Origin of the sequence: Pseudomonas amygdali, assembly GCF_002699855.1 — a bacterium.
In the GTDB taxonomy this organism is placed as follows: domain Bacteria; phylum Pseudomonadota; class Gammaproteobacteria; order Pseudomonadales; family Pseudomonadaceae; genus Aquipseudomonas; species Aquipseudomonas amygdali.
Genome location: NZ_LKBW01000314.1, coordinates 1 through 24,211 on the forward strand (window position 1 = coordinate 1; position 24,211 = coordinate 24,211).

Genomic DNA, 24,211 nt, shown 5'->3' on the forward strand with positions numbered 1-24,211 from the left:
CAGGATGCAGGCCGCCAAGGCAGCGTAAGTGGATAATTGTCCAACCTTCGGGGGGCATACCAGAGCGTGCGGAACGATGACCTTAACTATCGTGCGACGCTCTGCGTCGCATGCCGTTCTGGACGCTCTGCGTCCGATCTTGCGTGTGCGGCGCGGCGCAGATTTGTGACGCAGAGCGTCACGCAAGGCATTCCCACGCTGGAGCGTGCGGAACGATGACCTTAACTATCGTGCAACGCTCTGCGTCGCATGCCGTTCTGGACGCTCTGCGTCCGGTCTTGCATCAGCGCGATCACTGCCTGGCCACCACAATCCCCTGCGCCAGCTCTTCCACCGGCTCGTCAGCCGCCATTCTCGCCTTCATCCGCTCGGCATCCCGGCTGAAACAGCGCGAAGCCTGATACAGGAACAGCAAGGTCAGAAACAGCGCTGCCGGGATCAGGTACATGGCATCGTGCAAACCGATGGCTTTAAAGCTTTCGCTCATCACCTCGACACCTGCAACGCCCATCGCAGCATGGGCAAAGTGATCAGACAGCAAACCGACCACCACCGGCCCAAGCCCTCCACCCAGCAAATAAAGCCCGGCAAAGAACAGCGCCATGGCCGTGGCCCGCAGGCGCGGTTCGATTACGTCCTGAATAGCGGTGTAGACGCAGGTATAGAAGTTGTAAGCGAACAGCCAGCCCAGACTGAACACCCCCACGAACACACCGATCCCGATCTGCCCTGCATGCAGCGCATAGCCTGTGGCCAGTGCGGCGATCAGCATGCTGATGGTCGCAAACAACAGCCGTCCATTGGAAAAGCGCTGGTGCAGTTTGTCGGCTATCCAGCCCCCAAGCGTCAGACCGATCAGCCCGGTTACGCCGACAATAACCCCGGTCGCCACTGCAGCTTCCTGCAAGGGCAGCAGAAAATAGCGCTGCAGCATCGGCACCATGAATGAATTGCAGGCGTAAGTCGCAAAGTTGAAGGTCAGACCGCCCAGCACCAGCCAACGAAAGGTCGGAATCGACAGCACACGGCGGATCGGCTTTTCAATTTTCGCCTCTGACATCCGCACGCTTTCAGCCGCGCCGCGCCTGGGCTCCTTGATGAAAAAGATGAACACGACCAGCAACAGACCAGGAACCGCAGCGATAAAGAACGGTGCGCGCCAGCTGTCAAACGCCTTGACCATAGCGCCGATGGTAAAGAACGCCAGTAGTAGACCCAAAGGCAGACCCAGCATGAAAAGCCCCATGGCCCGCGCACGCCGATGGGCTGGAAACAGATCACCGATCAGTGAGTTGGCAGCAGGCGCGTAGCTGGCCTCACCTATGCCGACGCCCATTCGCACCAGCAGGAAGGTCCAGAAACTGCCCACCATGCCATTGACCGCAGTCAACCCGCTCCAGACCGCCAGCCCGCAGCCCATGAGTTTCTTGCGCGACCCGTTATCGGCCATGCGCCCCAATGGCAGACCGGCGAAAGCGTAGACCAGCGTGAATGCGGTCCCCAGCAACCCCAGTTGAAAGTCACTCAAATGCCATTCCAGACGAATGGGCTCGACGATAATCGCCGGGATGGTGCGATCAAAGAAGTTGAGCAGATTGGCCAGAAAAAGCAGGAACAGCACGCGCCAGACATTGGCAGCCTGAGTAGCGTTTTCAGCCTGGAGCGTGTTCATAAGGCATCCATCCCTTGACTCTCAGTCACTTCAATCTAGAAGCAGAAGCGCTATCTGTCTGTAAACATTCGTAACTACGCACAGAACATGATGGCCTTTTATAACTATTCGTTATTGAGTCAATATCAAAATGGCCGCTCGCAGGGGTGGCAGGTTGTAAACAGCTTCTATACTCAGCTCAAATCGCCAGGTCCTGAGGCTTGGCGCTCTTGTAGTGAGAATAGGGCGCGCTATGGAGTGGCTGGGTTTGAACGTATTCGCTGGCCTCCCAGCGGACGGGCAATTATTGATCGACTGCAGTCATAACCTGTTTCTGGTAGCGCTGGCTTACGGTGTGGCTTGCGCCGCATCCTTCGCCACGCTGGATATTGCCGACCGTGTCATTCAGGTCGACGCCATCAAGAGCCGTCGCCTGTGGAAAGCACTGGGCGCGTTATGCCTGGCGGGCGGCGTGTGGGCAATGCATTTCATCAGCATGCTGGCGTTTCAGGCCCCACTGAAAATCTCTTACGACCTGACCGTCACGCTGGCTTCCCTGCTGATCGTGCTGATCACTGCACTGGTGGCCATGAGAGCCCTGACCATCCCTGAGCTGACGCTCAGGCGCTGTCTGATCAGTTCGCTGGTCATGGGGACCGGCATCAGTGTCATGCACTATCTGGGTATGTCGGCGATGCGCTCCGCTGCCACGCAGTACTACGAACCGCGGATGTTCGCGCTGTCGATCGTGGTTGCCGTCCTTTCCAGCATTGCTCTGCTGACACTGTCCCGGCATCTGCGTCAGTACAACGGCATGTTTCATCAGATGTTCCGCTACGGGGTGAGTCTTCTGCTGGGTGCGGGTTTGCTGACCATGCACCTGATGGGCATGAGGGCATTGCGACTGGTCATGCCCGAAGGCGCCACGCTGCACATCCCCGGCACCGAAAACAGCCAGCAGCTTGGGCTTACCATTGCCGCCATCACCCTGCTTATCATCGCCGGCAGCATCAGCGCGGCAATGGCCGACAAGAAACTGCAAGGCAAGGAGCATGACCTGCAACGCGTCAACGCGCTGCTCAGCCAGCTGGATCAGGCCCGCGTCTCGCTTCAGCAGGTGGCCCATTACGACCCGTTGACCAACCTGATCAACCGCCGGGGCTTCAATCAGATATTTGCCGAAAAGCTGCAGGAGTACACCTACAACAACGGCATGCTTGCAGTGATGTTTCTGGACATCGACCACTTCAAGCGCATCAACGACAGCCTGGGCCATGACGCCGGTGACGAACTGCTCAAGGTGATTGCCGAACGCATCCGCAGCGCCACCCGTGTGCAAGACGTGGTCTCCCGTTTCGGGGGCGATGAATTCTGCATACTGCTGAGCATTCCGGACTACGAGGAGGCACGACACCTGGCCTATCGGGTCATGCAAAAAATGAAGGAAACCATCGCGCTGGCAGGAAGGCGCATGGTCATGACGACCAGTATCGGTATCGCCGTGTTCCCGCGTGACGGTTCAACCTGTGATGAACTGCTCAAACACGCAGACCTCGCGCTTTACCAGTCCAAGGACAACGGGCGCAACAGGGTCAATTTCTTCAGCCCCGCGCTCAAGACCAGGGCCAGCCTGGAGCTGCATCTGGAGGAGGAACTGCGCAATGCCCTGCGCGAAGAGACCGGCCTGCAGGTCTACTATCAGCCTATCGTCGACATGCATACTGGCCACGTTGCCAAGCTGGAGGCACTGGTGCGCTGGAATCACCCGCAACACGGTTTGCTGGCTCCCGGGCGCTTCATCGGCATTGCCGAGGCCAACGGTCTGATCGCCGAGCTGGATAACTGGGTGCTGCGCCGCGCCTGTCACGACCTGCGCACACTGCGTCAGGAAGGGCTGGAACAGCTGATCATCACGGTCAACTGCTCGGCACTCACGCTGGGCCGCGACGAACTGGTCGAAGAGGTCGAGCAGGCACTGGCCGACGCCGACGTTGCACCTGGCCGACTGGAACTGGAGGTGACCGAAAATGCGTTGATGGGCAATATCAGCAATACCATTCTGATGCTCAAGCACATTCGCAGCCTGGGGGTCTCCCTGTCGATTGACGACTTCGGCACCGGCTACTCATCACTTGCCTATCTCAAGCGGCTGCCACTGGACACGCTGAAGATCGATCGATCATTCATCATTGATATTCCCCAATCCCCACAGGATATGGAAATCGTCCAGGCGATTCTCGTCATGGCTCATACCCTGCACCTGAAAGTCGTCACGGAAGGCGTGGAAACCCCGGCTCAACTTGAGTTTCTCAGCCGATTCGGCAGTGATTACGTACAAGGCTATCTGTTCAGCAAGCCTCAGCCACTGGAGCGAATCCTGCCCCTTGCCAGACAGATGAACGAGCGCGAACCGACTACCCGTTGGTCTGCCCTGCCACCACCGCACATGCACGGCCCGGACATCGACGTTTCAGAACCTGCCGATGTGTTTGCCGACCTGACCGACAATGACGAATTTGCCAGTCACAGGCCCGTCCGTACCTGACGCTACGCTTTGTAGTCACTGGTGGGCAGGTGTGGTTTTACGCTACGTCGACGCTGGGACAGTTACCTTCCAACTCACTCCAGCAAATCGTCAGGCACCTAAATGGTGCGCAAATCAATCCTGCGCTCTGTTTTGAATCAGAACCCAAGGTGCCACCACTACAGCCCAGAGCGAAGGATCGGTCTCCACCAGCTCAAGCGCCTTGCTTTCCAAGACCTTTCCGACCTGTCCTTCAGCCAGCCATGCAGACACCCTCACTGCATCATTTTCGGCCACGGCCTCGGCAACTTCGATCAAATCCAGGGGCAGCTCGACCCACAACAGGGCACCCTTGGCAAAGAATGGTTGCAATTCAGTCCAGGTGATTGATGCGGTTTCGCCAAGCAGTTTGGCATAGAGGGTGCTAGGTTCTTGCGTCATGGGTTTTCACCAGAAAGAAAATCGGCGCAATGATAGCGCCGACTTTCCCATCGGCAAGCCCAGAAGCAGGTGATTTATCGCGGGAAAGTGCAGATAACCTTATGGATCTGAAGCGATTTCAGGGCCTCAGGCGGTTTGATTCTGTAACTTTCTTTCGATTAAGCGACACGCATCGGTTTGTCCCCAAACGCCCGGCTTTCCAAGCCAACGAGCGGCACTCTAAACTGTTCCGGTACAGTTGGCGGCGTGGGAGAACCGGTGATCGAATCCGGTCCTGGAGCCTTGGCCATCAGGATTATAAAAACTACAACGCAAGAGTGGAGCATCATGACTAAGGGTACCAATAAGCTTTCAAGGCTGTTTGCCGCACTGGTTATGGCGGGGGTTGCCAGCCATTCGTTCGCAGCTGACACCATCAAGATCGGCATCGCCGGCCCCAAGACCGGCCCGGTTGCCGAATACGGCACCATGCAGTTCAACGGTGCCAAAATGGCCATCGAGCAGATCAACGCCAAAGGCGGCGTGGATGGCAAAAAGCTTGAAGCCGTCGAATACGATGACGCCTGCGATCCGAAACAGGCCGTTGCGGTCGCCAACAAGGTGGTCAACGATGGCGTGAAATACGTGGTCGGTCACCTGTGCTCCAGCTCCGCCCAGCCAGCGTCCGACGTTTACGAAGACGAAGGCATCATCATGGTGACCCCGGCTGCCACCAGCCCGGAAATCACCGCACGCGGCTACAAACTGGTATTCCGCACCATCGGTCTCGACAGCGCCCAGGGCCCGGCCGCAGGCAACTACATTGCCGACGTCGCCAAGCCGAAAATCGTTGCTGTGATTCACGACAAGCAGCAGTACGGCGAAGGTATCGCGACAGCAGTCAAGCAGACGCTGGAGAAAAAAGGCGTCAAGGTTGCTCTGTTCGAAGGTATCAACGCAGGTGACAAGGACTTCTCGTCGCTGATCGCCAAGCTCAAGCAAGCCAACGTCGACTTCGTCTACTACGGCGGCTACCACCCGGAGCTGGGTCAGATCCTGCGCCAGTCCAAGGAAAAGGGCCTGAACGCGAAGTTCATGGGACCTGAAGGCGTGGGCAACGAGTCCATCTCGCAGATCGCCGGCGATGCTTCGGAAGGCCTGCTGGTCACCCTGCCAAAATCCTTCGACCAGGACCCGGCCAACCAGGCTCTGACCGAAGCCTTCAAGGCCAAGAAAGAAGACCCGAGCGGCCCGTTCGTCTACCCGTCCTACTCCGCCGTTCAGGTCATTGCTGATGGCATCGCCGCCGCCAAGTCCGAAGACACCGCCAAGGTGGCTGCTGCCATCCATGCTGGCACCTTCAAGACCCCGATGGGCGAGCTGAGCTACGACGACAAAGGCGATCTGAAGAACTTCCAGTTCGTGGTTTACGAGTGGCACTTCGGCAAACCGAAGACCGAAGCCGCCAAATAAGCTGCTTGCGTTAACCCTCAAAGCCCACTGCCAGCGCAGTGGGCTTTGTTTTACGAATCCAGGCCCGTACGCACATTTCGGCGACCCGAACTGCATGCACGAGGCCCCCTGAAAATCTTAAAACCGTCAACAGCGGTTCCCTGACAGCGCGACAGGCTACGCATCGACAGAATGCCACCCCGGCGCAGGTCAGAGAAATGCAGATCAGGTTTTTAGGAGCGCGGTAAATGCCCGAGTTATTCCACTACATGCAGCAGCTGGTCAATGGCCTGACCATTGGCAGTACGTATGCATTGATCGCCATCGGCTACACGATGGTGTACGGCATCATCGGAATGATCAACTTCGCCCATGGCGAGGTGTACATGATCGGTTCCTATGTAGCTTTCATGGCGCTCGCCGGTCTGGCGATGCTGGGTATTCACAGCCTGCCGTTGCTGATGATTGCCGGTTTCGCCGCAGCCATCGTCGTAACCAGTGCCTACGGATACAGCATCGAGCGTGTGGCCTACCGTCCGTTGCGCAACAGCAACCGTCTGATTCCACTGATTTCTGCAATCGGCATGTCGATCTTCCTGCAGAACTCGGTTCAGCTTTCTCAGGGCTCCGGCAACTTCGCCATCCCCAACCTGCTGCCCGGCAGCCTGTCGTTCGGGCCCGGTGGCGCTCAGGAAGTGCTGATCTCCTACATGCAGATCGTGGTCTTTGTCGTCACCCTGCTGGCGATGACCGGCCTGACCCTGTTCATCTCCCGCTCACGCATGGGCCGCGCCTGCCGCGCCTGTGCCGAGGACATGAAAATGGCCAACCTGCTGGGGATCAACACCAACAACATCATTGCCCTGACCTTCGTGGTCGGTGCTGCACTGGCTGCCGTCGCGGCGATGCTGCTGAGCATGCAGTACGGCGTGATCAACCCGAGCGCCGGCTTTCTGGTCGGCCTGAAAGCCTTCACTGCTGCCGTACTGGGCGGTATCGGTTCGATCCCGGGCGCTGTGCTCGGTGGCCTGGTACTGGGCGTCGCCGAAGCCTTCGGTGCCGACATTTTTGGTGATCAGTACAAGGACGTCGTGGCCTTCGGCCTGCTGGTTCTGGTGCTGCTGTTCCGACCGACCGGCATCCTGGGTCGTCCGGAGGTTGAGAAAGTATGAGCAAGTCTTTCAAACAGGCGCTGTTCAGCGCCGCACTGGTCTGGGCCGTGGCCTACCCGGTGTTCGGCCTGAAACTGGCCTTTTCCGGCGTCACCCTTCAAGTGCAGAACGCCAGCCCGCTGACCCTGACCATCATTGCCTTCTGTTCGGTCATGCTGTTCTTGCGCGTACTGTTCGCAGAACAGATCGGCAGCATGCGCCGCGGTACCGAAAAGCCGTTGATCTCGCAGAAGACCAGCGATTTCCTGACTCAGCCGAAAACCCAACGCTGGGGTCTGGCCGCATTGATCGTGCTGGCGTTCATCTGGCCATTCTTCGGGTCGCGCGGTGCGGTGGACATCGCCACGCTGATCCTGATCTACGTCATGCTCGGCCTGGGCCTGAACATCGTGGTTGGTCTGGCCGGTCTGCTGGACCTGGGCTATGTCGGTTTCTATGCAGTCGGTGCCTACAGCTACGCCTTGCTGTCCCACTACTATGGGCTCGGCTTCTGGATCTGCCTGCCGATTGCGGGCCTGATGGCGGCGCTGTTCGGGTTCTTGCTGGGGTTCCCGGTGCTACGCCTGCGCGGTGACTATCTGGCCATCGTGACGCTGGGGTTCGGCGAGATCATCCGCATCTTCCTGCGCAACCTCACCGAGCTGACCGGTGGCCCGAACGGCATCAGCAACATCGACAAGCCGACCTTCTTCGGCCTGACGTTCGAGCGCAAGGCCGCTGAGGGCATGCAGACCTTCCACGAGTTCTTCGGCCTGCCTTACAACTCGATCAACAAGGTCGTCTTCCTTTACCTGATCGCCCTGCTTCTGGCGCTGGCGGCACTGTTCGTCATCAACCGCCTGCTGCGCATGCCGATCGGCCGGGCCTGGGAGGCGCTGCGTGAAGACGAAATCGCCTGTCGTGCGCTGGGGCTGAATCCGACCGTGATCAAGCTCTCGGCGTTCACCCTTGGCGCTGCGTTCGCCGGTTTCGCAGGCAGCTTCTTTGCCGCACGTCAGGGTCTGATCACCGCGGAATCGTTCACCCTCATCGAATCGGCAATCATCCTCGCCATCGTCGTGCTCGGTGGTATGGGCTCGCAGCTTGGCGTGATCCTGGCCGCCATCGTGATGATTCTGCTGCCTGAGCTGATGCGCGAGTTCAGCGACTACCGCATGTTGATGTTCGGCGCGCTGATGGTGCTGATGATGATCTGGCGTCCTCAAGGCTTCCTGCCCATGCAACGGCCTGAAATGAAATTGAAAACGGAGCTGCCGAAATGAGCCGCCCATTACTGCAAGCCACCGGCTTGAGCATGCGTTTTGGCGGCCTGTTGGCGGTCAATGGCGTTGCCCTGACCGTCAATCAAGGGCAGGTCGTGTCGATGATCGGCCCCAACGGCGCGGGCAAGACCACCGTTTTCAATTGCCTGACCGGTTTCTACCGGCCAAGCGCAGGCACTATTCTGCTGGACGGCGAGCCCATCCAAGGCCTGGCCGGTCACCAGATTGCTCGCAAGGGCGTGGTGCGTACGTTCCAGAACGTGCGCCTGTTCAAGGAAATGACCGCTGTAGAGAATCTGCTGGTTGCCCAGCATCGGCATTTGAATACCAACTTCCTGGCCGGTTTGTTCAAAACCCCGGCGTTCCGTCGCAGCGAACGCGAAGCCATGGATTACGCCGAGCACTGGCTGGAAGCCGTCAACCTCAAGGAATTCGCTAACCGCCCTGCCGGTACACTGGCCTACGGTCAGCAACGCCGTCTGGAAATCGCCCGCTGCATGATGACGCGCCCGCGCATTCTGATGCTCGACGAACCGGCAGCCGGGCTGAACCCCAGAGAAACCGACGACCTGAAAGCCCTGATCGGCGTGTTGCGCAGCGAGCACAACGCTACGGTCCTGTTGATCGAGCACGACATGAAACTGGTGATGAGCATTTCCGACCACATTGTGGTGATCAATCAGGGCACGCCTCTGGCAGACGGAACGCCGGAACAGATTCGTGACAATCCTGATGTGATCAAAGCCTATCTGGGGGAAGCGTAAATGCTGCAGTTCGAAAACGTTTCCACTTTCTACGGCAAGATCCAGGCGCTGCACAGCGTCAACGTGGAAGTGCGTCAGGGCGAAATCGTCACCCTGATCGGCGCCAACGGCGCAGGCAAGTCCACGCTGCTGATGACCCTGTGCGGCTCACCACGCGCGCACAGCGGCAGTATTCGCTACATGGGCGAAGAGCTGATCGGCCTGGAGTCGTCGATCATCATGCGCAAGAGTATCGCCGTAGTACCGGAAGGCCGTCGCGTGTTTGCGCGTCTGACCGTTGAAGAGAACCTGGCGATGGGCGGTTTCTTCACGGAAAAGGCTGATTATCAGGAGCAGATGGACAAGGTCCTGCAGCTCTTTCCGCGCCTCAAGGAACGCTTCAATCAACGCGGCGGCACCATGTCCGGTGGCGAACAGCAGATGCTGGCCATCGGTCGTGCGTTGATGAGCAAGCCCAAGCTGCTGTTGCTCGACGAGCCTTCGCTGGGCTTGGCTCCGATCATCATCCAGCAGATTTTCGAGATCGTTGAACAGTTGCGTCGCGATGGTGTGACGGTGTTTCTGGTCGAACAGAACGCCAATCAGGCGCTGAAAGTCGCCGACCGCGCTTATGTACTGGAAAACGGTCGTGTGGTGATGCAAGGCACCGGTGAAGAACTGCTGGTCGATCCGAAAGTGCGGGATGCGTATCTGGGCGGGTAAGCGCTGCGAAGCGCATTAACATTCAGAACCAGGATGGGCCCCGATGATTCTCATTACCACGCTCTGCGTGGTAATCCCTTTCGTGACGCTCCGCGTCACACTGCGGCGCAGGTCCGGCCGTTCCCCCTTGTGATGCACCTCCAGTCTGAGTAACGTGGCGACACTTGTCTGGAGACCACACCATGTTTGCTGCCCGTTCCGTCCTCGTATTTGCCCTTCTGCCACTGTTCGCCGGGTGCCAACTGCTCGGCAAACAGACCGAGGAACCCAAGGTTTCCACTGCAGGCATGCTCCGTATGCAGGGCGACCTGACGGGCAGCAATGGCCAGTTGCTGTTCAAACCGTGCAACGAGCAGCGGCGCTATGTGGTCAAGGATCGCGGCAATACCGGCATCTTGCAGGAAGCTGCTTCACTGGCAGACAGCAAGGGCACGGTATTCGCCGATCTGCGCGGTAACTTTGCTGCGAGCAAAGCGGCCAACAGCGATGGTCAGCTGGACCTGCATCAGCTGTACCGCGTCGAGCGTCCCGGCCAGGCCTGTGAAGACGCCAATTTCAAACGTCTGACCTTGCACGTCAATGGCAATAAACCCGCCTGGAACGTCAACGTCAGTGGCAAGGGCATGGTGCTGGAGCGCGAAGGTCTTGCACCGCTTGCCTTGCCTTACGTGGAAGAGAAACTGCCCGACGGCAGCTTCAGCGTCAGCAGCGAAGCCAACAACCAGCGCATCGAGATCTGGGTGGCGCCACAACGCTGCGTTGACAGCGTCAATGGCTCGGTACAACACCTGACGGCCGAACTGCGTATCAACGGCCAGGCCCAGCGTGGCTGCGGTTATTATGGCGGTTCGCGCGACGAGTGATCAGGCAGGCTCGCCGCCAAAGGGGTTCAGCGCTTATAATCGCCGGTCTTGTAGTGCTGTCGGGCTGAACCTGCGGCCCGAAAACTGGACCCCTTAATGTTACGAATCACCGAACTCAAGCTGCCGATCGATCACCCGGAAGAAGACCTGCGCGTTGCACTCTTGCAGCGCCTGGGCATCGACAGCAGCGAACTGCTGGACTTTACCCTCTTCAAACGCAGTTACGACGCGCGCAAAAAGTCATCCGAACTGTGCTTTATCTACACCATCGACTTTCAGGTCAGTGATGAACAGGCACTGCTGCGCAAACTGGGCGATGACCGCCACGTCGGCCCTGCACCTGATGTCAGCTATAAAGTGGTCGGTCACGCTCCCGAGGGGCTTACAGAGCGCCCGATCGTCGTGGGTTTCGGCCCATGCGGTATCTTTGCCGGGCTGCTGCTGGCGCAGATGGGCTTCAAGCCGATCATCCTTGAGCGTGGTACCGAGGTGCGCCAGCGCACCAAGGATACCTGGGCGCTGTGGCGCAAAAACGTGCTCAACCCCGAGTCCAACGTGCAGTTCGGTGAAGGCGGTGCCGGGACCTTTTCTGACGGCAAGCTTTACAGCCAGATCAAGGACCCGAAGTTTATTGGCCGCAAGGTGCTGCACGAGTTCGTGAAAGCCGGTGCGCCGGAAGAAATCCTCTACGTCAGCAAGCCGCATATCGGCACGTTCCGCCTGACCGGCGTGGTCGAGAACATGCGCCATCAGATAGAAGCGCTGGGCGGCGAAGTGCGCTTTCAGCAGCGCGTGACCGACCTGATGATCGAGGACGGCCAATTGCTGGGCGTCCAGCTCGACAGTGGCGAGCAGATCGAATCCCGGCACGTCATTCTGGCGCTGGGCCACAGTGCCCGCGACACCTTCCGCATGCTGCATGGCCGTGGCGTGTTCATGGAAGCCAAGCCGTTTTCGGTGGGTTTCCGTATCGAGCACCCGCAGTCGCTGATCGACCGCGCGCGGCTGGGCAAATACGCCGGGCACCCGAAGCTGGGCGCAGCTGACTACAAACTGGTGCACCACGCCAGCAACGGTCGCTCGGTCTACAGTTTCTGCATGTGCCCTGGTGGCACTGTCGTAGCCGCCACTTCAGAGCCGGGGCGCGTGGTCACCAATGGCATGAGCCAGTATTCGCGCAATGAGCGTAATGCCAACTCGGGCATTGTGGTCGGTATTTCTCCGGAACAGGATTTCCCCGGCAGCCCGCTGGCCGGTATCGAGTTGCAGGAACGCCTGGAGTCTCATGCGTATCTGCTCGGCGGCAGCAGTTATGAAGCGCCGACGCAGTTGGTCGGCGACTTTATCGCTGGCAGGGCCTCGACAGCACTGGGCAGCGTTGAGCCCTCATACAAGCCGGGCGTGAAACTGGTGGACCTGGCCGACGCCCTGCCCGCCTTTGCCATTGAAGCCATTCGTGAAGCATTGCCTGCGTTCGACAAGCAGATCAAAGGCTTCTCGCTGCACGATGCGGTGCTGACCGGCATCGAAACCCGTACCTCGGCCCCGCTGCGCATTACCCGCGGACCGACCCTGCAAAGCCTGAACACCAAAGGCCTTTACCCGGCCGGTGAAGGCGCTGGCTATGCGGGCGGGATTCTCTCGGCTGGCGTAGACGGCATTCGGGTTGCCGAAGCATTGGTGCGGGACATGCTGGGGATCGAGGGCTGACCTCAGAATGACCATCGTTATACATAAGTCTTGTGGGAGCGAGCTTGCTCGCGAAGAGGCCGCGCCCCCCCAAGAAATAGGGCGTTCGATACATCGTCTTCGTGAGCATTGGCACGATGTTCACGCCTGGCAATAAAAAACCCCGAGCATTGCGGCTCGGGGTTTTGCTGTGCGGTGCTGCAAATCAGTGAGTGACGCGGCTCGTGCCGTTGACACTCATGATGCGTACGCGCTCGCCGACACGGAAAATCTCGTTTTCCTGAACCTGCTGCACATAGGCACGCATGCTGCCGTCATCTTCACGCACGGTGATTTCAACACCCTGCGTACGGGTCAGGCCTTCTTCGGTCGCTGAACCCAGCAGACCACCGGCCACCGCGCCGATTACCGCAGCCACGATGCTGCCGCGACCGCCACCGATAGCGCTGCCACCTACGCCGCCGACGACCGCACCCGCAGCCCCGCCAATCGGAGTCTTGGTGCCTTCGATTTTAACCGGACGCAAGGATTCGATAGTGCCCATACGGACGGTCTGTAGGGTCCTGGCCTCATCGCGGGAATAGGAATCACCGGTCAGGTTTGAGGCACAGCCGCCCAGCATCAATGCCATGGCAGTGAACGAAGCAACCAGAAGAGCGGACTTGCGCATAAGGGAATCTCCAGAGGAATCAGTGGCCATTAGACTACCTGACAAAGGTGCTGTCACGGCCCCGATCCTGCAATTTAAGTTCATTCAGGCGGCATACAGCGGCCCACCTGCATAAGGCTCAGACGATGGCCCGGACGAATAATTCAATCAGGGCGCAAGGCGCTCGCGCGTCCACCTGCCGTCTACCGAACGATAGTTCAAACGGTCGTGAAGTCGACTGGAGCGACCCTGCCAAAACTCGATTCGCTCAGGCAAAAGGCGGTAGCCCCCCCAGTGCTCGGGGCAGTGTGGCTGGGTGTCTGCGAAGCGTTGTTCCGTCTGTCTGATCAGACCTTCCAGCTCGTCACGATCTGCGATCACGCGACTTTGGGGTGAGGCCCAAGCCCCCAAACGGCTGCCCAGAGGACGCACCTGGTAATAAGCATCGGACTCCTGCGCGCTGACTTTCTCGACCGGGCCTTCGATACGCACCTGACGCTCCAGCGTTGGCCAGAAGAACGTCATGGCCGCGAATGGACGTGCAGCCAGTTGCTGGCCCTTGGCGCTTTCGTAGTTAGTGAAGAACGTGAAACCCTGCGTGTCCAGCCCCTTGAGCAGCAAGACACGGCAATGCGGACGTCCTTGCTCATCAACCGTTGCCAGGGTCATGGCATTGGCCTCGACAGGTGGTTGTTGTTCGGTCTTAACAGCGTCGTCAAACCAGGTATGGAAGAGCGCGAAGGGCTCGTCCGGTGATTGCGCTTCGGTCAACCCGTCGCGGGTGTAATCACGGCGCATGTCGGCCAGGGTCTGAGTCATGGTTTCATTCCTGCGCAGATATCATGAACGTTAGCTAACTCTCGTTACGAGGCTCGGCGCTCGCCGTTATCACACATTCGTTTTTGATTCTGGCCGAAGGCCGTGGGAGCGAGCTTGTTCGCGAAGACGGTGATTCAGACGATACGTTTCGGAGACTGTACCGGCCTTTTCGCGAACAAGTTCGCTCCCACGCCCTCCGGGCAGAAGCCTGAAAGCCTTGTTTTTCAGGCTATTCAGGACTTGTGCACAACGCAAAGCGCGGAGCGTGGAGACGAAAGTCGTGAGGTAACCAGGCCTCAGTTACTGGCCTGGCTGTCATCTTTCTTGGCGGGCGCCTTGGCCGGGGCCTTGGTCGCTGCCGGTTTTTTAGCTGCTGCGGTGGTCTTGGCAGGCGCGGCCTTTTTGGCAGTGCTGGCCTTGGCCGGCGCTTTCTTGGCCGTGTCTTTCTTCGCCACGGCGGCTTTCTTGGCAGGCGCGGCAGCAGGTGCTGGCGCTACTGGCTTGACGTCCTGGGTGGCAACCATGACTGGAGCAACCGGCGGCAACGCATAACGGGCCATCAGCGCGCGCATGGTGTCCTGCGGCGTCATGAGGATTTCAACACGACGGTTGAGTGCACGGCCTTGCAGGCTGTCGTTGGCGGCACGTGGCATCACGGCACCCATCCCACGCTGGCTCAGACGATTACGCTCCAGGCCACTGAGACGGAAAATCGCGGCAACAGACTGCGCGCGTTCCTGGCTGATCTTCTGGTTGGCTTCGGTAGGCCCCGATGTGTCGGCATGACCGAGAATCAGCACGGCAGTTTTCTGATCGCCTTCGACCACCTTGGCCAGTCGCGTGATCGGGCCCAGCGTGTTGGGCAGCAGCATCGCAGGACGGTCAGGGTTGAACGAGCTGTCGACCGGTGCAGTGATTGCCAGCAGGTCTTCGCGACGCTCCAGCTGGAACGGGCTGTCCTTGATTGCAGCGCGCAGACGCGGCTCGTACTCGTCCAGCCAGGCCTGGGTCACTTTCGGATCAGGCATCGGCAGCGCTTTAGGCTCGTCCTTCTTGCCCTCGCTACCGAACGGCCACCACCACTTGCTGTCGGTTTCCGACTTGGCTACCAAGGCAGGCGCAGCCGGCTTGTCGGCAGGCTTGTCGGCCACGGCATCAGGTTTGACCTGCGCGTTATCTTTCGAGCCGAACGGCCAGTACCAAGGCGCGCTGTTTTCAGCGCCAGCCGCAGGTGCTGCCGGTGCTGCAGCGGCCTTGGCGACCGGAGCAGGTGCCGGGCTTGGTGCCGGAGCCTTTGCAGCAGTACCTGCATCAGCAGACTCGCTGCCTGAACCGAACTGCCACCAATGGCCTCCGGTTGCAGCAGAGTCGGATTGAGGGGTTTGAGCACAGCCGGTAACGGCGATACACAGGGCGAGAACGAGGCTTTTATTAGACGACATGGATAACCCGCAACGGTTTTGATCAGACAGAAGGACGTGACTACGCCGGTATAACATGCATAAAGATGCAGTTGGAAAAAGAAACCGTCGTACGGTTCCTGTTACAGCCATTTAACTGACAGTCGGTATGAAACAAGCACTTATGGCCGATACTTACTGCAAACACTCACGCAGGATCCCGACCAGTTTCTGCGCACGTGGGTCCATCAGAATGTACGGACCCAAGGTGTTGGTAACGAAGCCAAAAGCAACCTCGTAATCAGGATCGGCGAACCCGACCGACCCGCCTGCCCCGGGATGGCCAAACGCCTTGGGACCAAGACCATAGGTCGCATTGGCAACGGTCGGTTGGTCAAGCATGCAGCCCAGGCCCAGGCGGGTCGAGGTCAGCAGAGTCCTGTCCTGACCGAGGCTGTGCTCACGGGTCAGCTCGTTGAGCATGTCTGCTTCAAGCAGGCTGCCATCCAGCAAACCGTTATAGAAACCGGCAAGACTGCGCGCATTGCCGTGGCCGTTGGCCGCTGGCTGCTGCATGCGGCGCCATTCGGGTTTATTGGTGCTGGTCATGATCGACGGCGGGTTGGTGAACGCCTTGGCAGTGATGGAGGCGGGCTCACGCATCGTCGCCTGCAACACGCGCTGGGCAGCGTCGTCACCGGCATTGCCTTTGCCGCGCGCGATATGGGCGACACGATGAAACTGGTCATCCGCCAGGCCCACATGAAAATCCAGCCCCAGCGGGCGAGAAATACGCGCGGCAATGGATTCCCCCGGGCCTCGACTATCGGCACGACGCAGCACCTCGCCTACCAGCCAGCCATAGGTGATTGCCGCGTAACCGTGACCCTGCCCCGGCGTCCACCAAGGTTCTTCGGCCGCCAGCGCCGCAGTCATGGTGTCCCAATGGTAAAGCGCTTCGGCAGGCAATTGCTCGCGAAGCGCAGGCAAACCGGCCTGATGGCAGAGCAGCTGACGCAAAGTGATCGATGCCTTGCCCGCCGCGGCGAATTCGGGCCAGAGCCTGGCGACGGGTTCGTCCAGCTTCAACTTGCCTTCTTCAACCAGCTGCAATACCGCCACGCTGGTGAAGGTCTTGGTGCAGGAGAACAGGTTGAGAATGGTGTCGGTGTGCCACGCCTCGGCACCGTCCTTGTCGGCCGTGCCCGCCCACAGATCGATGACGGTCTGGCCGCCGACCTGAATGCACAAGGCAGCGCCGCGCTCCTGAGGGTCGTCAAAGAGCGCCGCAAAGGCTTCACGTACTGCTTCGAATTGAAGTTCGTAATGACCCTGGATCTGCAACGGCTGACTCCTGACTGACGGTACTGGGCCTGATGACAGGCCGAATGGGCGCATATTGTTCCAGCGATCGGGCGCTTTGGGAACAGACCCGAGTCAACCGACAGCTGTTATTCAGGAAATCTCGCGGCGAAACGGCGGCAATGCGTTGAGAATCGCCTTGCCGTAACGCTGGGTGACGACACGTCGGTCCAGCAACGTGATAGTGCCGCGGTCCTCTTCGGTACGCAGCAAGCGGCCACAGGCCTGTACCAGACGCAAAGAGGCATCCGGCACGGCGATCTCCATGAACGGGTTGCCACCACGCGCTTCGATCCACTCGGCCAGAGCGGCCTCGACCGGGTCATCCGGCACCGCGAACGGAATCTTGGCGATGACCACGTGCTCGCAGTACGCACCGGGCAAGTCCACACCCTCGGCGAAGCTGGCCAGTCCGAACAGTACGCTGGACTCGCCGCTGTCGACCCGCGCCTTATGCTTGTTGAGGGTTTCCTGCTTGGACAGGTTGCCCTGGATGAACACCTGCTTGCGCCAGTCACGGTCCAGGCCGTCGAAAACGTCCTGCATCTGCTTGCGCGACGAATACAGCACCAGCGTGCCTCGCGAACCTTCCACCAGCCCGGGCAGGTCACGAATGATCGCTGCGGTATGGGCCACCGAGTCACGCGGGTCGGCCTTGAGGTCCGGCACGCGCAGCACACCGGCATCGGCGTGATGGAACGGGCTTGGCACCACGGCGGTCACCGCCCCTTTGGGCAGGCCGGCACGCATGCGGTAACGATCAAACTTGCCCAGCGCGGTAAGGGTCGCTGAAGTCACCAGCGCCCCGTAGGCAATGTTCCACAGGTTGCGACGCAGCATTTCCGCCGCCAGGATCGGGCTGGCATTGACCTCGATATCGAACATTGCACCGCTGTCGGCCAGGGTCAGCCAGCGCGCCATGGGCGGGCTGTCTTCCGGGTCTTCGGCGGTAAAGGCGGTCCACAGTTCCCAGTTACCGTGGGCGCGGGCCAGCAGGCTGCCGAACAGCGGGTACCACTCTTCAGCCTGATGGCTGGCGATACCGATGTTGACTTCGCCATCCATGCCTTCCTTGAGCAGCTCGGTCAGGCGCGTGAACAGGTCGTCCAGGCGCGCAAAGCCCTTCTTGAGCTCGATGCCCATCTCGCGGATGTGCTCGGGGATCACGCCGCCGACAAAGCGGTGACGGGGCCGCTCGCGACCCTGCATGTCTTCACCGGCGCGGAAATCTGCCAGTTGCTCGCAGGCACCGAACATGAACTGCTGATGCCCCTTGATCTCGCGGGCCAGTTCCGGCACCTGCTCGATCAGCTTGCCCAGATCGCCGGGCAGTGGGTGTTGGGCCAGCAGCTTGGCGAGGTTCTTGGCTGTCTGTTCAAGCCAGTCAGCGGTGGATTTCAGTCGGGTGTAATGAGCGAAGTGGCCGATGGCCTTGTCGGGCAGGTGATGGCCTTCGTCGAACACGTACAGCGTGTCACGCGGGTCGGGCAGCACGGCGCCGCCGCCCAGCGCGAGGTCAGCCAGCACCATGTCATGGTTGGTGACAATCACGTCAACCTTACCCATGCCTTCGCGCGCCTTATAGAAAGCGCACTGCTGAAAGTTCGGGCAATGCCGGTTGGTGCACTGGCTGTGATCGGTGGTCAGCCGCGCCCAGTCCTGATCGGCGAGTTCCTGAGGCCAGCTGTCGCGATCACCGTCCCACTTATTGCCCGCCAGCTTCTGCAGCATGCTGGTGAACAGCTTCTGACTGGCTTCATCGACCTCGATCTTGAAGCCTTCTTCCTCGAAAAGCTGCGCAGTCGCGTTGGTCGCGTCGCTCTCCTGCAGCAACGCGTCGAGTTTCGACAGGCACATGTAACGGCCGCGGCCCTTGGCAAGCGCGAAGGTAAAATTCAGACCGCTGTTGCGCATCAGGTCCGGCAGGTCCTTGTAGACGATCTGCTCCTGCAAGGCGACGGTCGCGGTGGCGATTACCAGCCGCTTGCCTGCCGCCTTGGCGGTGGGAATCGAGGCGATGGCATAGGCCACGGTCTTACCGGTGCCCGTCCCGGCCTCGACGGCCACTACCGCAGGATCGCCCGAACGACGGCCCTCTTCATCGGTGTCAATGTCCCCCAGCACCTTGGCAACTTCAGCGATCATCAATCGCTGGCCATAGCGTGGCTTGAGGCTCTTGGCTTCGAGGAAACGCGAGTAAGCGCCCTGGATCTGGGTTTTGAGTTCGGTACTGATCATTGGCTTCGGTTCGGGGGCACGGCTAAAAAGGCTGGATAAATTTTCAGTAGTTCTGAGTGGGCGCTATCATAGCGCGCTAAATCCATCCGCGCAGAAAGGAGTGTCCGATGACCGCTTTTTCTACTGTTTATACGCTGCATCTGCTGGTTGCCCTGGTGTGGGTTGGCGGGATGTTTTTCGCCTGGATGGTCTTGCGTCCAGCAGTCATTGCAGCACTTGAAGGCCCTTCTCGCTTGAAAGTGTGGGTCCAGGTGTTTCCACGCTTCTTCGTCTGGGTCTGGGCAGCCGTGGTGCTGCTGCCGATTACCGGCATCGGCATGATCCAGCTGAACTTCACCGGCTTTGGAACTGCGCCCCGCTATGTGCAGATCATGATGGGCCTGTACGTGGTGATGGTTGCGCTGTTCCTGCGTATCCATTCATTGCAGTTGCCGGAGTTGCGTCGCGCCGTGGACGCCGAACAATGGGCCGAAGGCGCAGCAGCACTCGGTCACATTCGCCGGCTGGTCGGAATCAACCTGATTATCGGCCTGGCAGTGGTGATATTGGCAGCCGCCCGTCCGGGCCTTTGAGGCAAAACGGAACATCGCGGGGCACTGGCGGTGACACCGCGCACAGCTTGCGGGCAGTTTCCTGCCCGATCGGTCATCTTCTGTGCCCGATATCCAAGCCATTCAACATCTTGAAACACTTTGGCATGGGCTGTGCAAACGTTTGCGATCAGCAGTACGCGCCCACGAAAAGGAGCTTCAATGCCACAGCCGCCATTCACTCGATCCGCAACGCCCTCAAGATTCCTCATGCCTCTGTTGTTCGCCGCCGCTGCGGCGTTGCCATGCACCAGCGTCCTGGCACAGCCCGCCGCCGAAGACTCGGCTCAAGGCGAAGCACTCAGCCCGCCCGCCTCGCCCAAGGAAGGCAAAGGCGCGTACTTTTCAGACTGGTTCAACCAGGACCTGACGCTGATCGGCAGCAAGGACATCAGCTTCGGCCCCAAGCCCAACGATGACATTTATCTGGAGTATGAGTACTTCGGCCGCAAGGGGCCGTTTGAGCTCTATGGCTATGTCGACGTACCGAAGATTCTCGGCATCGGCAATGATAATGACAAAGGCGTCTGGGACCATGGCTCGCCATTGTTCATGGAGCATGAGCCACGTATCTCCATCGACTACCTCGCCGGGCGCAGTCTGGCCGTCGGGCCGTTCAAGGAATGGTACGTCGCCTTTGACTGGATCTACGACCACGGCAGTAACTCGGCCAACCGTGCCAACACCCTGTACAGCGGCCTTGGCACTGACATCGACACCCACTCGCGGGTCAATCTGTCGGCCAACTTCTATGGCCGCTACCAGTGGGAGAACTACGGTGCCAGCAACGAATATTCGTGGGATGGCTATCGCGCCCAGCTCAAATACATCGTACCGATCAGCAAATTCGACAACGGCGCTTCGCTGACGTACATCGGCTTCACCAACTTCGATTTCGGTTCGGACCTCAAGAACGATCCGGCACGCACTGGCAACTCCACAGTCGCCACCAACGTGCTGCTTTACGCCTTCACGCACCTGCGCTTCACCCTGGTGGGTCGTTACTTCCACAACGGCGGCAACTGGCAGGACGGCAGCGAGCTGAACCTCGGCGAAGGCAACTTCCGTGCGCGCTCCGACGGCTGGGGATATTACGCAGGCGTGGGTTACCAGTTCTGAAACTGATTATGACGACAGGAGTTTTCATGAAACACATCACCCGCAACACACTTGGCGCCACACTGGCCCTGCTTAGCCCTGCCCTCTGGGCAGCCACCGCGCCGGTTACGCCAGTCACGCCCAAGGTCATGCTGGTCGCCATGTTTGCGCCCGAAGCGCAGAACTGGATCGACCGGCTGCATCTGACCAAGGAGATCCAGGTGCCCGGCCTTGCCGCCGAGTATCCTGCCATCCGCTGCAACGCTCAGGACGTCTGCCTGATGGTCACCGGCATGGGTCAGACCAATGCCGCAGCATCGACTCTGGCCCTGGCCCTGTCGCCGCAATTCGATCTGCGCAAGACCTACTTCATCGTTGCTGGCATTGCCGGCATCAACCCGCACCACGGCACGCTCGGCACCACTGCGTGGGCGCATTATCTGGTGGAGTTCGGCACGCAGTGGGAAATCGATTCGCGCGACGTGCCCAAGGACTGGCCGACCGGTTACCTGGGTATCAACACCAAAGGTCCGAACGAAAAGCCGCCGCTGGACTACAAGACTGAAGTCTTCGAGCTGAACCCCAAACTTCAGGCCAAGGCCTTCGCCCTGTCGCAAAAAGTGACGCTCAGCGAGAGCAAGGAATCTGCCGCCTGGCGTGTCAAATACCCTTACGCCCCGGCCAATCAGCCGCCGCAGGTGACGCAGTGCGATACGCTGGCGGGCAACACGTGGTTTTCCGGAACGCGTCTGAGTGAGCGGGCGGAAGTCTGGACCAAGCTGCTGACCGACGGCAAAGGCGTGTATTGCACCACCCAGCAGGAGGACAACTCGACGTACGAAGCCCTGTTACGCGCCAGCAAGGCAGGCAAGGTAGACGTCAATCGACTGGCCGTGGTGCGCGCAGGTTCCGATTTCGACCGTCCGTATCCGGGTTACAGCGAGGTGGACAACCTGCTCAAGTACGCCGATCAGGGCGCCTTCGTACCAGCACTGGAAAACCTGTACCGCACTGGTAACCCGCTGGTGCAGGCCATTGTCGGTGACTGGAAGAACTGGGAAAAAGGCGTGCCGCAGTAAGCGCGCTGCCATAATGACTGCCCGGATCATGGCCTTGCGCCTGATCCCGGGCAGTCTCTAGAAGGACGACAGCTGGTGAAGGTTACAGGCGCTGCAGAATCAAACTGCCTGCTGGCCCTGCAACGCCTGGCAGGCCAGGTTCGCCCGGTCTGCCAGGCTTGCCGCCATCCGCGCGGTAGACGATGCAGCCCTTCGAAGCGCCGCCCTTGCCTGCCTTGCCGCCTTCACCGCCCTTGCCTGCCGCGCCACCCGCAACATTCACCTTGATACGCTCGGCCGGAAAGCTTTGTGGCAGCTCGAGACGAACCTGCGCACCTGCTGCGCCGTCGTGGCCGTTGCCGCCACTATCGCCGTTGTAACCACGCCCAGCCTGGCCCCAGGTTCAGCCCGGCTCTTCGCCCGTGCCGCCATCGAGCCCGGCGTAGCCTGGGCTGCCCGCGCCGCCGCGTGCATCGATCGACAGTTGTTCGGCATTCAGGCTCTGTAGACGCAGGGTCAGGTTGCGCCCCGGCAGTGCCGGCTTCTCGAAGGTACCCGGAGCGCCTCGCGCAGTGATCTGGCTGCCGGTGCCGAATTCACCATGCACCACGACGAGGTTGAACGCCTGTACACCGGGGACGATGGCAATCCGCGCTTCGTGCCCTAGCACCAGTTCGCCGATCTTCACGTCATCGATACCGGCCGGTATCAGCAGGGTGCCGTAGTCGGCCACTTCAAGGCGCTCGACCTGCAGAACGCTGCTGTTGCCAGGCAGACGCATGAGCGAGTGTGGCGCAACGATAATCGCCTGAGCCATGGCCAGAGGGCTGAACAGTGCTGCCAACAGAACGAGCTTACGCATGAGAGTGCCCTGTAGTCGAACGGCCGATGGATTGAACGTGAAAGATGCCGAACAGAATGATTTTGCCCCGGTCGCGCCAGGGATGCCTGCGACCGCGCAGGCTGCCGTTGAACAGGATCAGTTCGAGCAAGTGAGTCAAAAACAGTACGGCACCCGCCATGTCGATCATCACGCCAAACGGGCTGGGCGCTTCAATGACCGCATTGGCCAGGACTACCAGCCAGAAGCCCAGCATCAAGATTTTTCCCAGCCCCCAAAACACCTTCATCGCCTGCCCCCCTTGTCATGATCCGTTACGAAAGCGCAGTCTGCGCGCGCTTTTCGTCGCCGCACAGTAGACGTGCTGTACGCCGAATATGCCAGCAGTGTATTGAAAAAGATCAAGCATAGATCGTTGTCTTCAGTCTGTGGGCGTTCGCCTGATACTGACGGCTGTTCAGAGCGGGTCCGGCAGGCTAGTCTTGTCAGTCAACCAGAGGACTTTCGATGACCGTCGGCTACTCCACCCGCACGCCGCAGCAAGCGCTGGCTGCCCTGCTCGACCGTTACGCACCCCAGCGTCTGCTGTTGATCGGCGCTCAGGCGTTCCCTGCGTTGCAAGCCTTTCAGGAAGCACACCCGCAGACCGAGGTGGCGCTGGCCGAACCCGGCCCCCTGCCCGCAAATCTGGCGGCGCAACGTTTCGACCTGGCGCTGGTGGTCGATTGCCTGGAGCACATCCCCAAGCGCACCGGTCTGGAGCTGCTGGGCGGTATCCGCAACCTTAACGCCAGCCGCATTGCGGTGCTGGCCGACTTGCAGGCCTGCGGCTGGCAGGAGACCGACTTTTTCTCGCTGGCCCTGCAATCCAGCGAACGCTTCACCCGCGACGAACAAGTGCTGAACCTGTTCACCTACGACTTGCGCGAATACAAACAGGTGCCCGACTGGCTGAACGCGAAGTATTGGGCCAACCCGGAGAATTTTGGAAAGTATTGGTGGTGACCTATGAGTAGTGCTATTTGCCCGTGCGGCAGCGGCGATCTGTTGCTGGCCTGCTGCGGTCGCTATCACGCAGGTCAGCCTGCGCCTTGCGCGGAAAAGCTGATGCGCTCGCGCTACAGCGCCTACGTGCTGGGGCTGACTGATTATCTGGTCCAGACAACGTTGCCTGTTCAGCAAAGCGGGTTGAACCGTGAAGCCATCGCCCAGTGGAGCGCGCAGAGCACATGGCTGGGTCTGGAGTAGAAAGTTCTGAGGTATTCGGCGGCAAGCCCGAGCATGCGTTTGTGACCTTCACTGCCCGCTGGCACGACGGTAATGGTGAACACAGCCACAAGGAACGCTCGTCGTTCGTGCAGAATCAGGGCCGCTGGTATTTCATCGATTCCACGGTCCCGCTCAAGGCCGGCCGCAATGACGCGTGTCCGTGTGGCAGCGAACAGAAATTCAAGAAATGCTGCTCGCCTTACGTGGTTTGAGATAGTCGAGATGATCGTTCCGCACGCTCCAGCGTGGGAGTGCCGTGCGTGAGCCCTGCGCCGCACCATCAAGAGCGTTCAGAACGTCGCACGATGGTGAATATCGTTCCCACGCTCCGCGTGGTAATGCCTTTCGTGACGCTCTGCGTCACACAGTTCTGCGATTCAGTGAGATT

The 24,211-nt window shown here is 59.8% G+C and carries 20 protein-coding genes and 3 pseudogenes; 14 read left to right on the forward strand and 9 right to left on the reverse strand.

The features are described from left to right. Positions 1-292 precede the first annotated feature (292 nt). Positions 293-1,672, reverse strand: coding sequence for a spinster family MFS transporter (locus AO277_RS25640; protein WP_044318998.1), 1,380 nt, complete (start codon positions 1,670-1,672; stop codon positions 293-295). A 232-nt stretch (positions 1,673-1,904) separates the two neighbouring features. Here AO277_RS25640 and AO277_RS25645 point away from each other — a divergent pair, with 232 nt between their 5' ends. Beyond that, the gene (locus tag AO277_RS25645; protein ID WP_044318997.1) at positions 1,905-4,196 is read left to right on the forward strand and encodes a putative bifunctional diguanylate cyclase/phosphodiesterase; all 2,292 of its coding nucleotides are present in this window, start codon (positions 1,905-1,907) and stop codon (positions 4,194-4,196) included. 114 nt (positions 4,197-4,310) lie between these two features. On the opposite strand, the gene AO277_RS25650 is transcribed toward AO277_RS25645, so the two are convergent. Next, the gene (locus AO277_RS25650) at positions 4,311-4,616 is read right to left on the reverse strand and encodes a DUF2288 domain-containing protein (RefSeq protein WP_044318996.1); all 306 of its coding nucleotides are present in this window, start codon (positions 4,614-4,616) and stop codon (positions 4,311-4,313) included. 29 nt (positions 4,617-4,645) lie between these two features. On the opposite strand from AO277_RS25650, the pseudogene AO277_RS29340 reads away from it, so the two are divergent. The 8 genes and pseudogenes from AO277_RS29340 to AO277_RS25690 form a co-directional block, all read left to right on the forward strand. Further along, positions 4,646-4,867, forward strand: a pseudogene (locus AO277_RS29340) (hypothetical protein); the annotation flags it as partial. A 76-nt stretch (positions 4,868-4,943) separates the two neighbouring features. Next, positions 4,944-6,068: a branched-chain amino acid ABC transporter substrate-binding protein gene (locus AO277_RS25660; protein ID WP_002554803.1), complete on the forward strand. Its 1,125-nt coding sequence runs from the start codon at positions 4,944-4,946 to the stop codon at positions 6,066-6,068. Positions 6,069-6,295: 227 nt separating this feature from the next. Continuing rightward, positions 6,296-7,219, forward strand: a complete 924-nt coding sequence (gene livH / locus AO277_RS25665; RefSeq protein ID WP_002554804.1) for a high-affinity branched-chain amino acid ABC transporter permease LivH — start codon at positions 6,296-6,298, stop codon at positions 7,217-7,219. Beyond that, positions 7,216-8,481: a high-affinity branched-chain amino acid ABC transporter permease LivM gene (locus AO277_RS25670; RefSeq protein WP_044318995.1), complete on the forward strand. Its 1,266-nt coding sequence runs from the start codon at positions 7,216-7,218 to the stop codon at positions 8,479-8,481. The genes livH and AO277_RS25670 overlap by 4 nt, the downstream gene beginning before the upstream one ends. Next, positions 8,478-9,245 (forward strand): high-affinity branched-chain amino acid ABC transporter ATP-binding protein LivG, encoded by a 768-nt coding sequence (livG, locus tag AO277_RS25675; protein ID WP_002554806.1) that lies wholly within the window; start codon positions 8,478-8,480, stop codon positions 9,243-9,245. The genes AO277_RS25670 and livG overlap by 4 nt, the downstream gene beginning before the upstream one ends. Continuing rightward, entirely contained in the window at positions 9,246-9,947 is a 702-nt protein-coding gene (locus AO277_RS25680; protein WP_044318994.1) for an ABC transporter ATP-binding protein, read from the forward strand. It abuts the gene before it with no gap. A 182-nt stretch (positions 9,948-10,129) separates the two neighbouring features. After that, on the forward strand, positions 10,130-10,810 hold the full coding sequence (locus AO277_RS25685) for a COG3650 family protein (RefSeq protein ID WP_002554808.1): 681 nt from the start codon (positions 10,130-10,132) through the stop codon (positions 10,808-10,810). Between the two features lie 96 nt (positions 10,811-10,906). Continuing rightward, the gene (locus AO277_RS25690; RefSeq protein ID WP_044318993.1) at positions 10,907-12,520 is read left to right on the forward strand and encodes an NAD(P)/FAD-dependent oxidoreductase; all 1,614 of its coding nucleotides are present in this window, start codon (positions 10,907-10,909) and stop codon (positions 12,518-12,520) included. Positions 12,521-12,704: 184 nt separating this feature from the next. Here the strand turns inward: AO277_RS25690 and AO277_RS25695 are convergent, their stop codons facing one another. The 5 genes from AO277_RS25695 to dinG all read right to left on the reverse strand — a co-directional run bounded on the left by AO277_RS25695 (position 12,705) and on the right by dinG (position 18,967). After that, the gene (locus AO277_RS25695; RefSeq protein WP_044318992.1) at positions 12,705-13,169 is read right to left on the reverse strand and encodes an outer membrane lipoprotein; all 465 of its coding nucleotides are present in this window, start codon (positions 13,167-13,169) and stop codon (positions 12,705-12,707) included. 147 nt (positions 13,170-13,316) lie between these two features. Then, on the reverse strand, positions 13,317-13,967 hold the full coding sequence (gene pdxH, locus AO277_RS25700) for a pyridoxamine 5'-phosphate oxidase (protein WP_044318991.1): 651 nt from the start codon (positions 13,965-13,967) through the stop codon (positions 13,317-13,319). Between the two features lie 296 nt (positions 13,968-14,263). Then, on the reverse strand, positions 14,264-15,409 hold the full coding sequence (locus AO277_RS25705) for an OmpA family protein (protein ID WP_044318990.1): 1,146 nt from the start codon (positions 15,407-15,409) through the stop codon (positions 14,264-14,266). A gap of 153 nt (positions 15,410-15,562) precedes the next feature. Then, a complete protein-coding gene (locus tag AO277_RS25710) occupies positions 15,563-16,711 on the reverse strand; it encodes an EstA family serine hydrolase (RefSeq protein WP_044318989.1) in 1,149 nt (382 codons plus the stop codon). A gap of 111 nt (positions 16,712-16,822) precedes the next feature. Next, positions 16,823-18,967 carry an ATP-dependent DNA helicase DinG gene (gene dinG / locus AO277_RS25715; protein WP_002554813.1) on the reverse strand — a complete coding sequence of 715 codons (2,145 nt, stop codon included), beginning with the start codon at positions 18,965-18,967 and terminating at the stop codon, positions 16,823-16,825. Positions 18,968-19,074: 107 nt separating this feature from the next. On the opposite strand from dinG, the gene AO277_RS25720 reads away from it, so the two are divergent. The 3 genes from AO277_RS25720 to AO277_RS25730 all read left to right on the forward strand — a co-directional run bounded on the left by AO277_RS25720 (position 19,075) and on the right by AO277_RS25730 (position 21,734). Then, positions 19,075-19,539, forward strand: coding sequence for a CopD family protein (locus AO277_RS25720; RefSeq protein WP_002554814.1), 465 nt, complete (start codon positions 19,075-19,077; stop codon positions 19,537-19,539). 228 nt (positions 19,540-19,767) lie between these two features. Further along, the gene (locus tag AO277_RS25725) at positions 19,768-20,676 is read left to right on the forward strand and encodes a nucleoside-specific channel-forming protein Tsx (RefSeq protein WP_371411890.1); all 909 of its coding nucleotides are present in this window, start codon (positions 19,768-19,770) and stop codon (positions 20,674-20,676) included. Positions 20,677-20,702: 26 nt separating this feature from the next. Further along, a complete protein-coding gene (locus tag AO277_RS25730; protein WP_005732255.1) occupies positions 20,703-21,734 on the forward strand; it encodes a purine-nucleoside phosphorylase in 1,032 nt (343 codons plus the stop codon). An 82-nt stretch (positions 21,735-21,816) separates the two neighbouring features. On the opposite strand, the pseudogene AO277_RS25735 reads toward AO277_RS25730, so the two are convergent. Next, a pseudogene (locus AO277_RS25735) lies at positions 21,817-22,575 on the reverse strand (collagen-like protein). Beyond that, positions 22,568-22,843: a DUF1145 domain-containing protein gene (locus AO277_RS25740; protein WP_002554818.1), complete on the reverse strand. Its 276-nt coding sequence runs from the start codon at positions 22,841-22,843 to the stop codon at positions 22,568-22,570. Before AO277_RS25740 ends, AO277_RS25735 begins: the two are co-directional and overlap by 8 nt. Before the next feature lie 218 nt (positions 22,844-23,061). Between AO277_RS25740 and AO277_RS25745 the strand changes: the two genes are divergently transcribed. Together AO277_RS25745 and AO277_RS25750 are read left to right on the forward strand one after the other, a co-directional pair. Continuing rightward, positions 23,062-23,559 carry a DUF6231 family protein gene (locus AO277_RS25745; RefSeq protein ID WP_002554819.1) on the forward strand — a complete coding sequence of 166 codons (498 nt, stop codon included), beginning with the start codon at positions 23,062-23,064 and terminating at the stop codon, positions 23,557-23,559. Positions 23,560-23,562: 3 nt separating this feature from the next. Next, positions 23,563-24,035: pseudogene (locus AO277_RS25750) on the forward strand (YchJ family protein). The last annotated feature ends 176 nt before the right edge of the window (positions 24,036-24,211 follow it).

Excerpts from the sequence above, each read along its gene's own strand:
- AO277_RS25725 (WP_371411890.1), top strand. The coding sequence starts at position 19,768 with ATGCCTCTGTTGTTCGCCGCCGCTGCGGCGTTGCCATGCACCAGCGTC.
- AO277_RS25695 (WP_044318992.1), bottom strand. The coding sequence starts at position 13,169 with ATGCGCAAGTCCGCTCTTCTGGTTGCTTCGTTCACTGCCATGGCATTG.
- AO277_RS25745 (WP_002554819.1), top strand. The coding sequence starts at position 23,062 with ATGACCGTCGGCTACTCCACCCGCACGCCGCAGCAAGCGCTGGCTGCC.
- AO277_RS25650 (WP_044318996.1), bottom strand. The coding sequence starts at position 4,616 with ATGACGCAAGAACCTAGCACCCTCTATGCCAAACTGCTTGGCGAAACC.
- AO277_RS25690 (WP_044318993.1), top strand. The coding sequence starts at position 10,907 with ATGTTACGAATCACCGAACTCAAGCTGCCGATCGATCACCCGGAAGAA.
- livG (WP_002554806.1), top strand. The coding sequence starts at position 8,478 with ATGAGCCGCCCATTACTGCAAGCCACCGGCTTGAGCATGCGTTTTGGC.
- AO277_RS25660 (WP_002554803.1), top strand. The coding sequence starts at position 4,944 with ATGACTAAGGGTACCAATAAGCTTTCAAGGCTGTTTGCCGCACTGGTT.
- AO277_RS25730 (WP_005732255.1), top strand. The coding sequence starts at position 20,703 with ATGAAACACATCACCCGCAACACACTTGGCGCCACACTGGCCCTGCTT.
- AO277_RS25640 (WP_044318998.1), bottom strand. The coding sequence starts at position 1,672 with ATGAACACGCTCCAGGCTGAAAACGCTACTCAGGCTGCCAATGTCTGG.
- AO277_RS25670 (WP_044318995.1), top strand. The coding sequence starts at position 7,216 with ATGAGCAAGTCTTTCAAACAGGCGCTGTTCAGCGCCGCACTGGTCTGG.
- AO277_RS25685 (WP_002554808.1), top strand. The coding sequence starts at position 10,130 with ATGTTTGCTGCCCGTTCCGTCCTCGTATTTGCCCTTCTGCCACTGTTC.
- livH (WP_002554804.1), top strand. The coding sequence starts at position 6,296 with ATGCCCGAGTTATTCCACTACATGCAGCAGCTGGTCAATGGCCTGACC.
- dinG (WP_002554813.1), bottom strand. The coding sequence starts at position 18,967 with ATGATCAGTACCGAACTCAAAACCCAGATCCAGGGCGCTTACTCGCGT.
- AO277_RS25645 (WP_044318997.1), top strand. The coding sequence starts at position 1,905 with ATGGAGTGGCTGGGTTTGAACGTATTCGCTGGCCTCCCAGCGGACGGG.
- AO277_RS25680 (WP_044318994.1), top strand. The coding sequence starts at position 9,246 with ATGCTGCAGTTCGAAAACGTTTCCACTTTCTACGGCAAGATCCAGGCG.
- AO277_RS25720 (WP_002554814.1), top strand. The coding sequence starts at position 19,075 with ATGACCGCTTTTTCTACTGTTTATACGCTGCATCTGCTGGTTGCCCTG.
- AO277_RS25705 (WP_044318990.1), bottom strand. The coding sequence starts at position 15,409 with ATGTCGTCTAATAAAAGCCTCGTTCTCGCCCTGTGTATCGCCGTTACC.
- pdxH (WP_044318991.1), bottom strand. The coding sequence starts at position 13,967 with ATGACTCAGACCCTGGCCGACATGCGCCGTGATTACACCCGCGACGGG.
- AO277_RS25740 (WP_002554818.1), bottom strand. The coding sequence starts at position 22,843 with ATGAAGGTGTTTTGGGGGCTGGGAAAAATCTTGATGCTGGGCTTCTGG.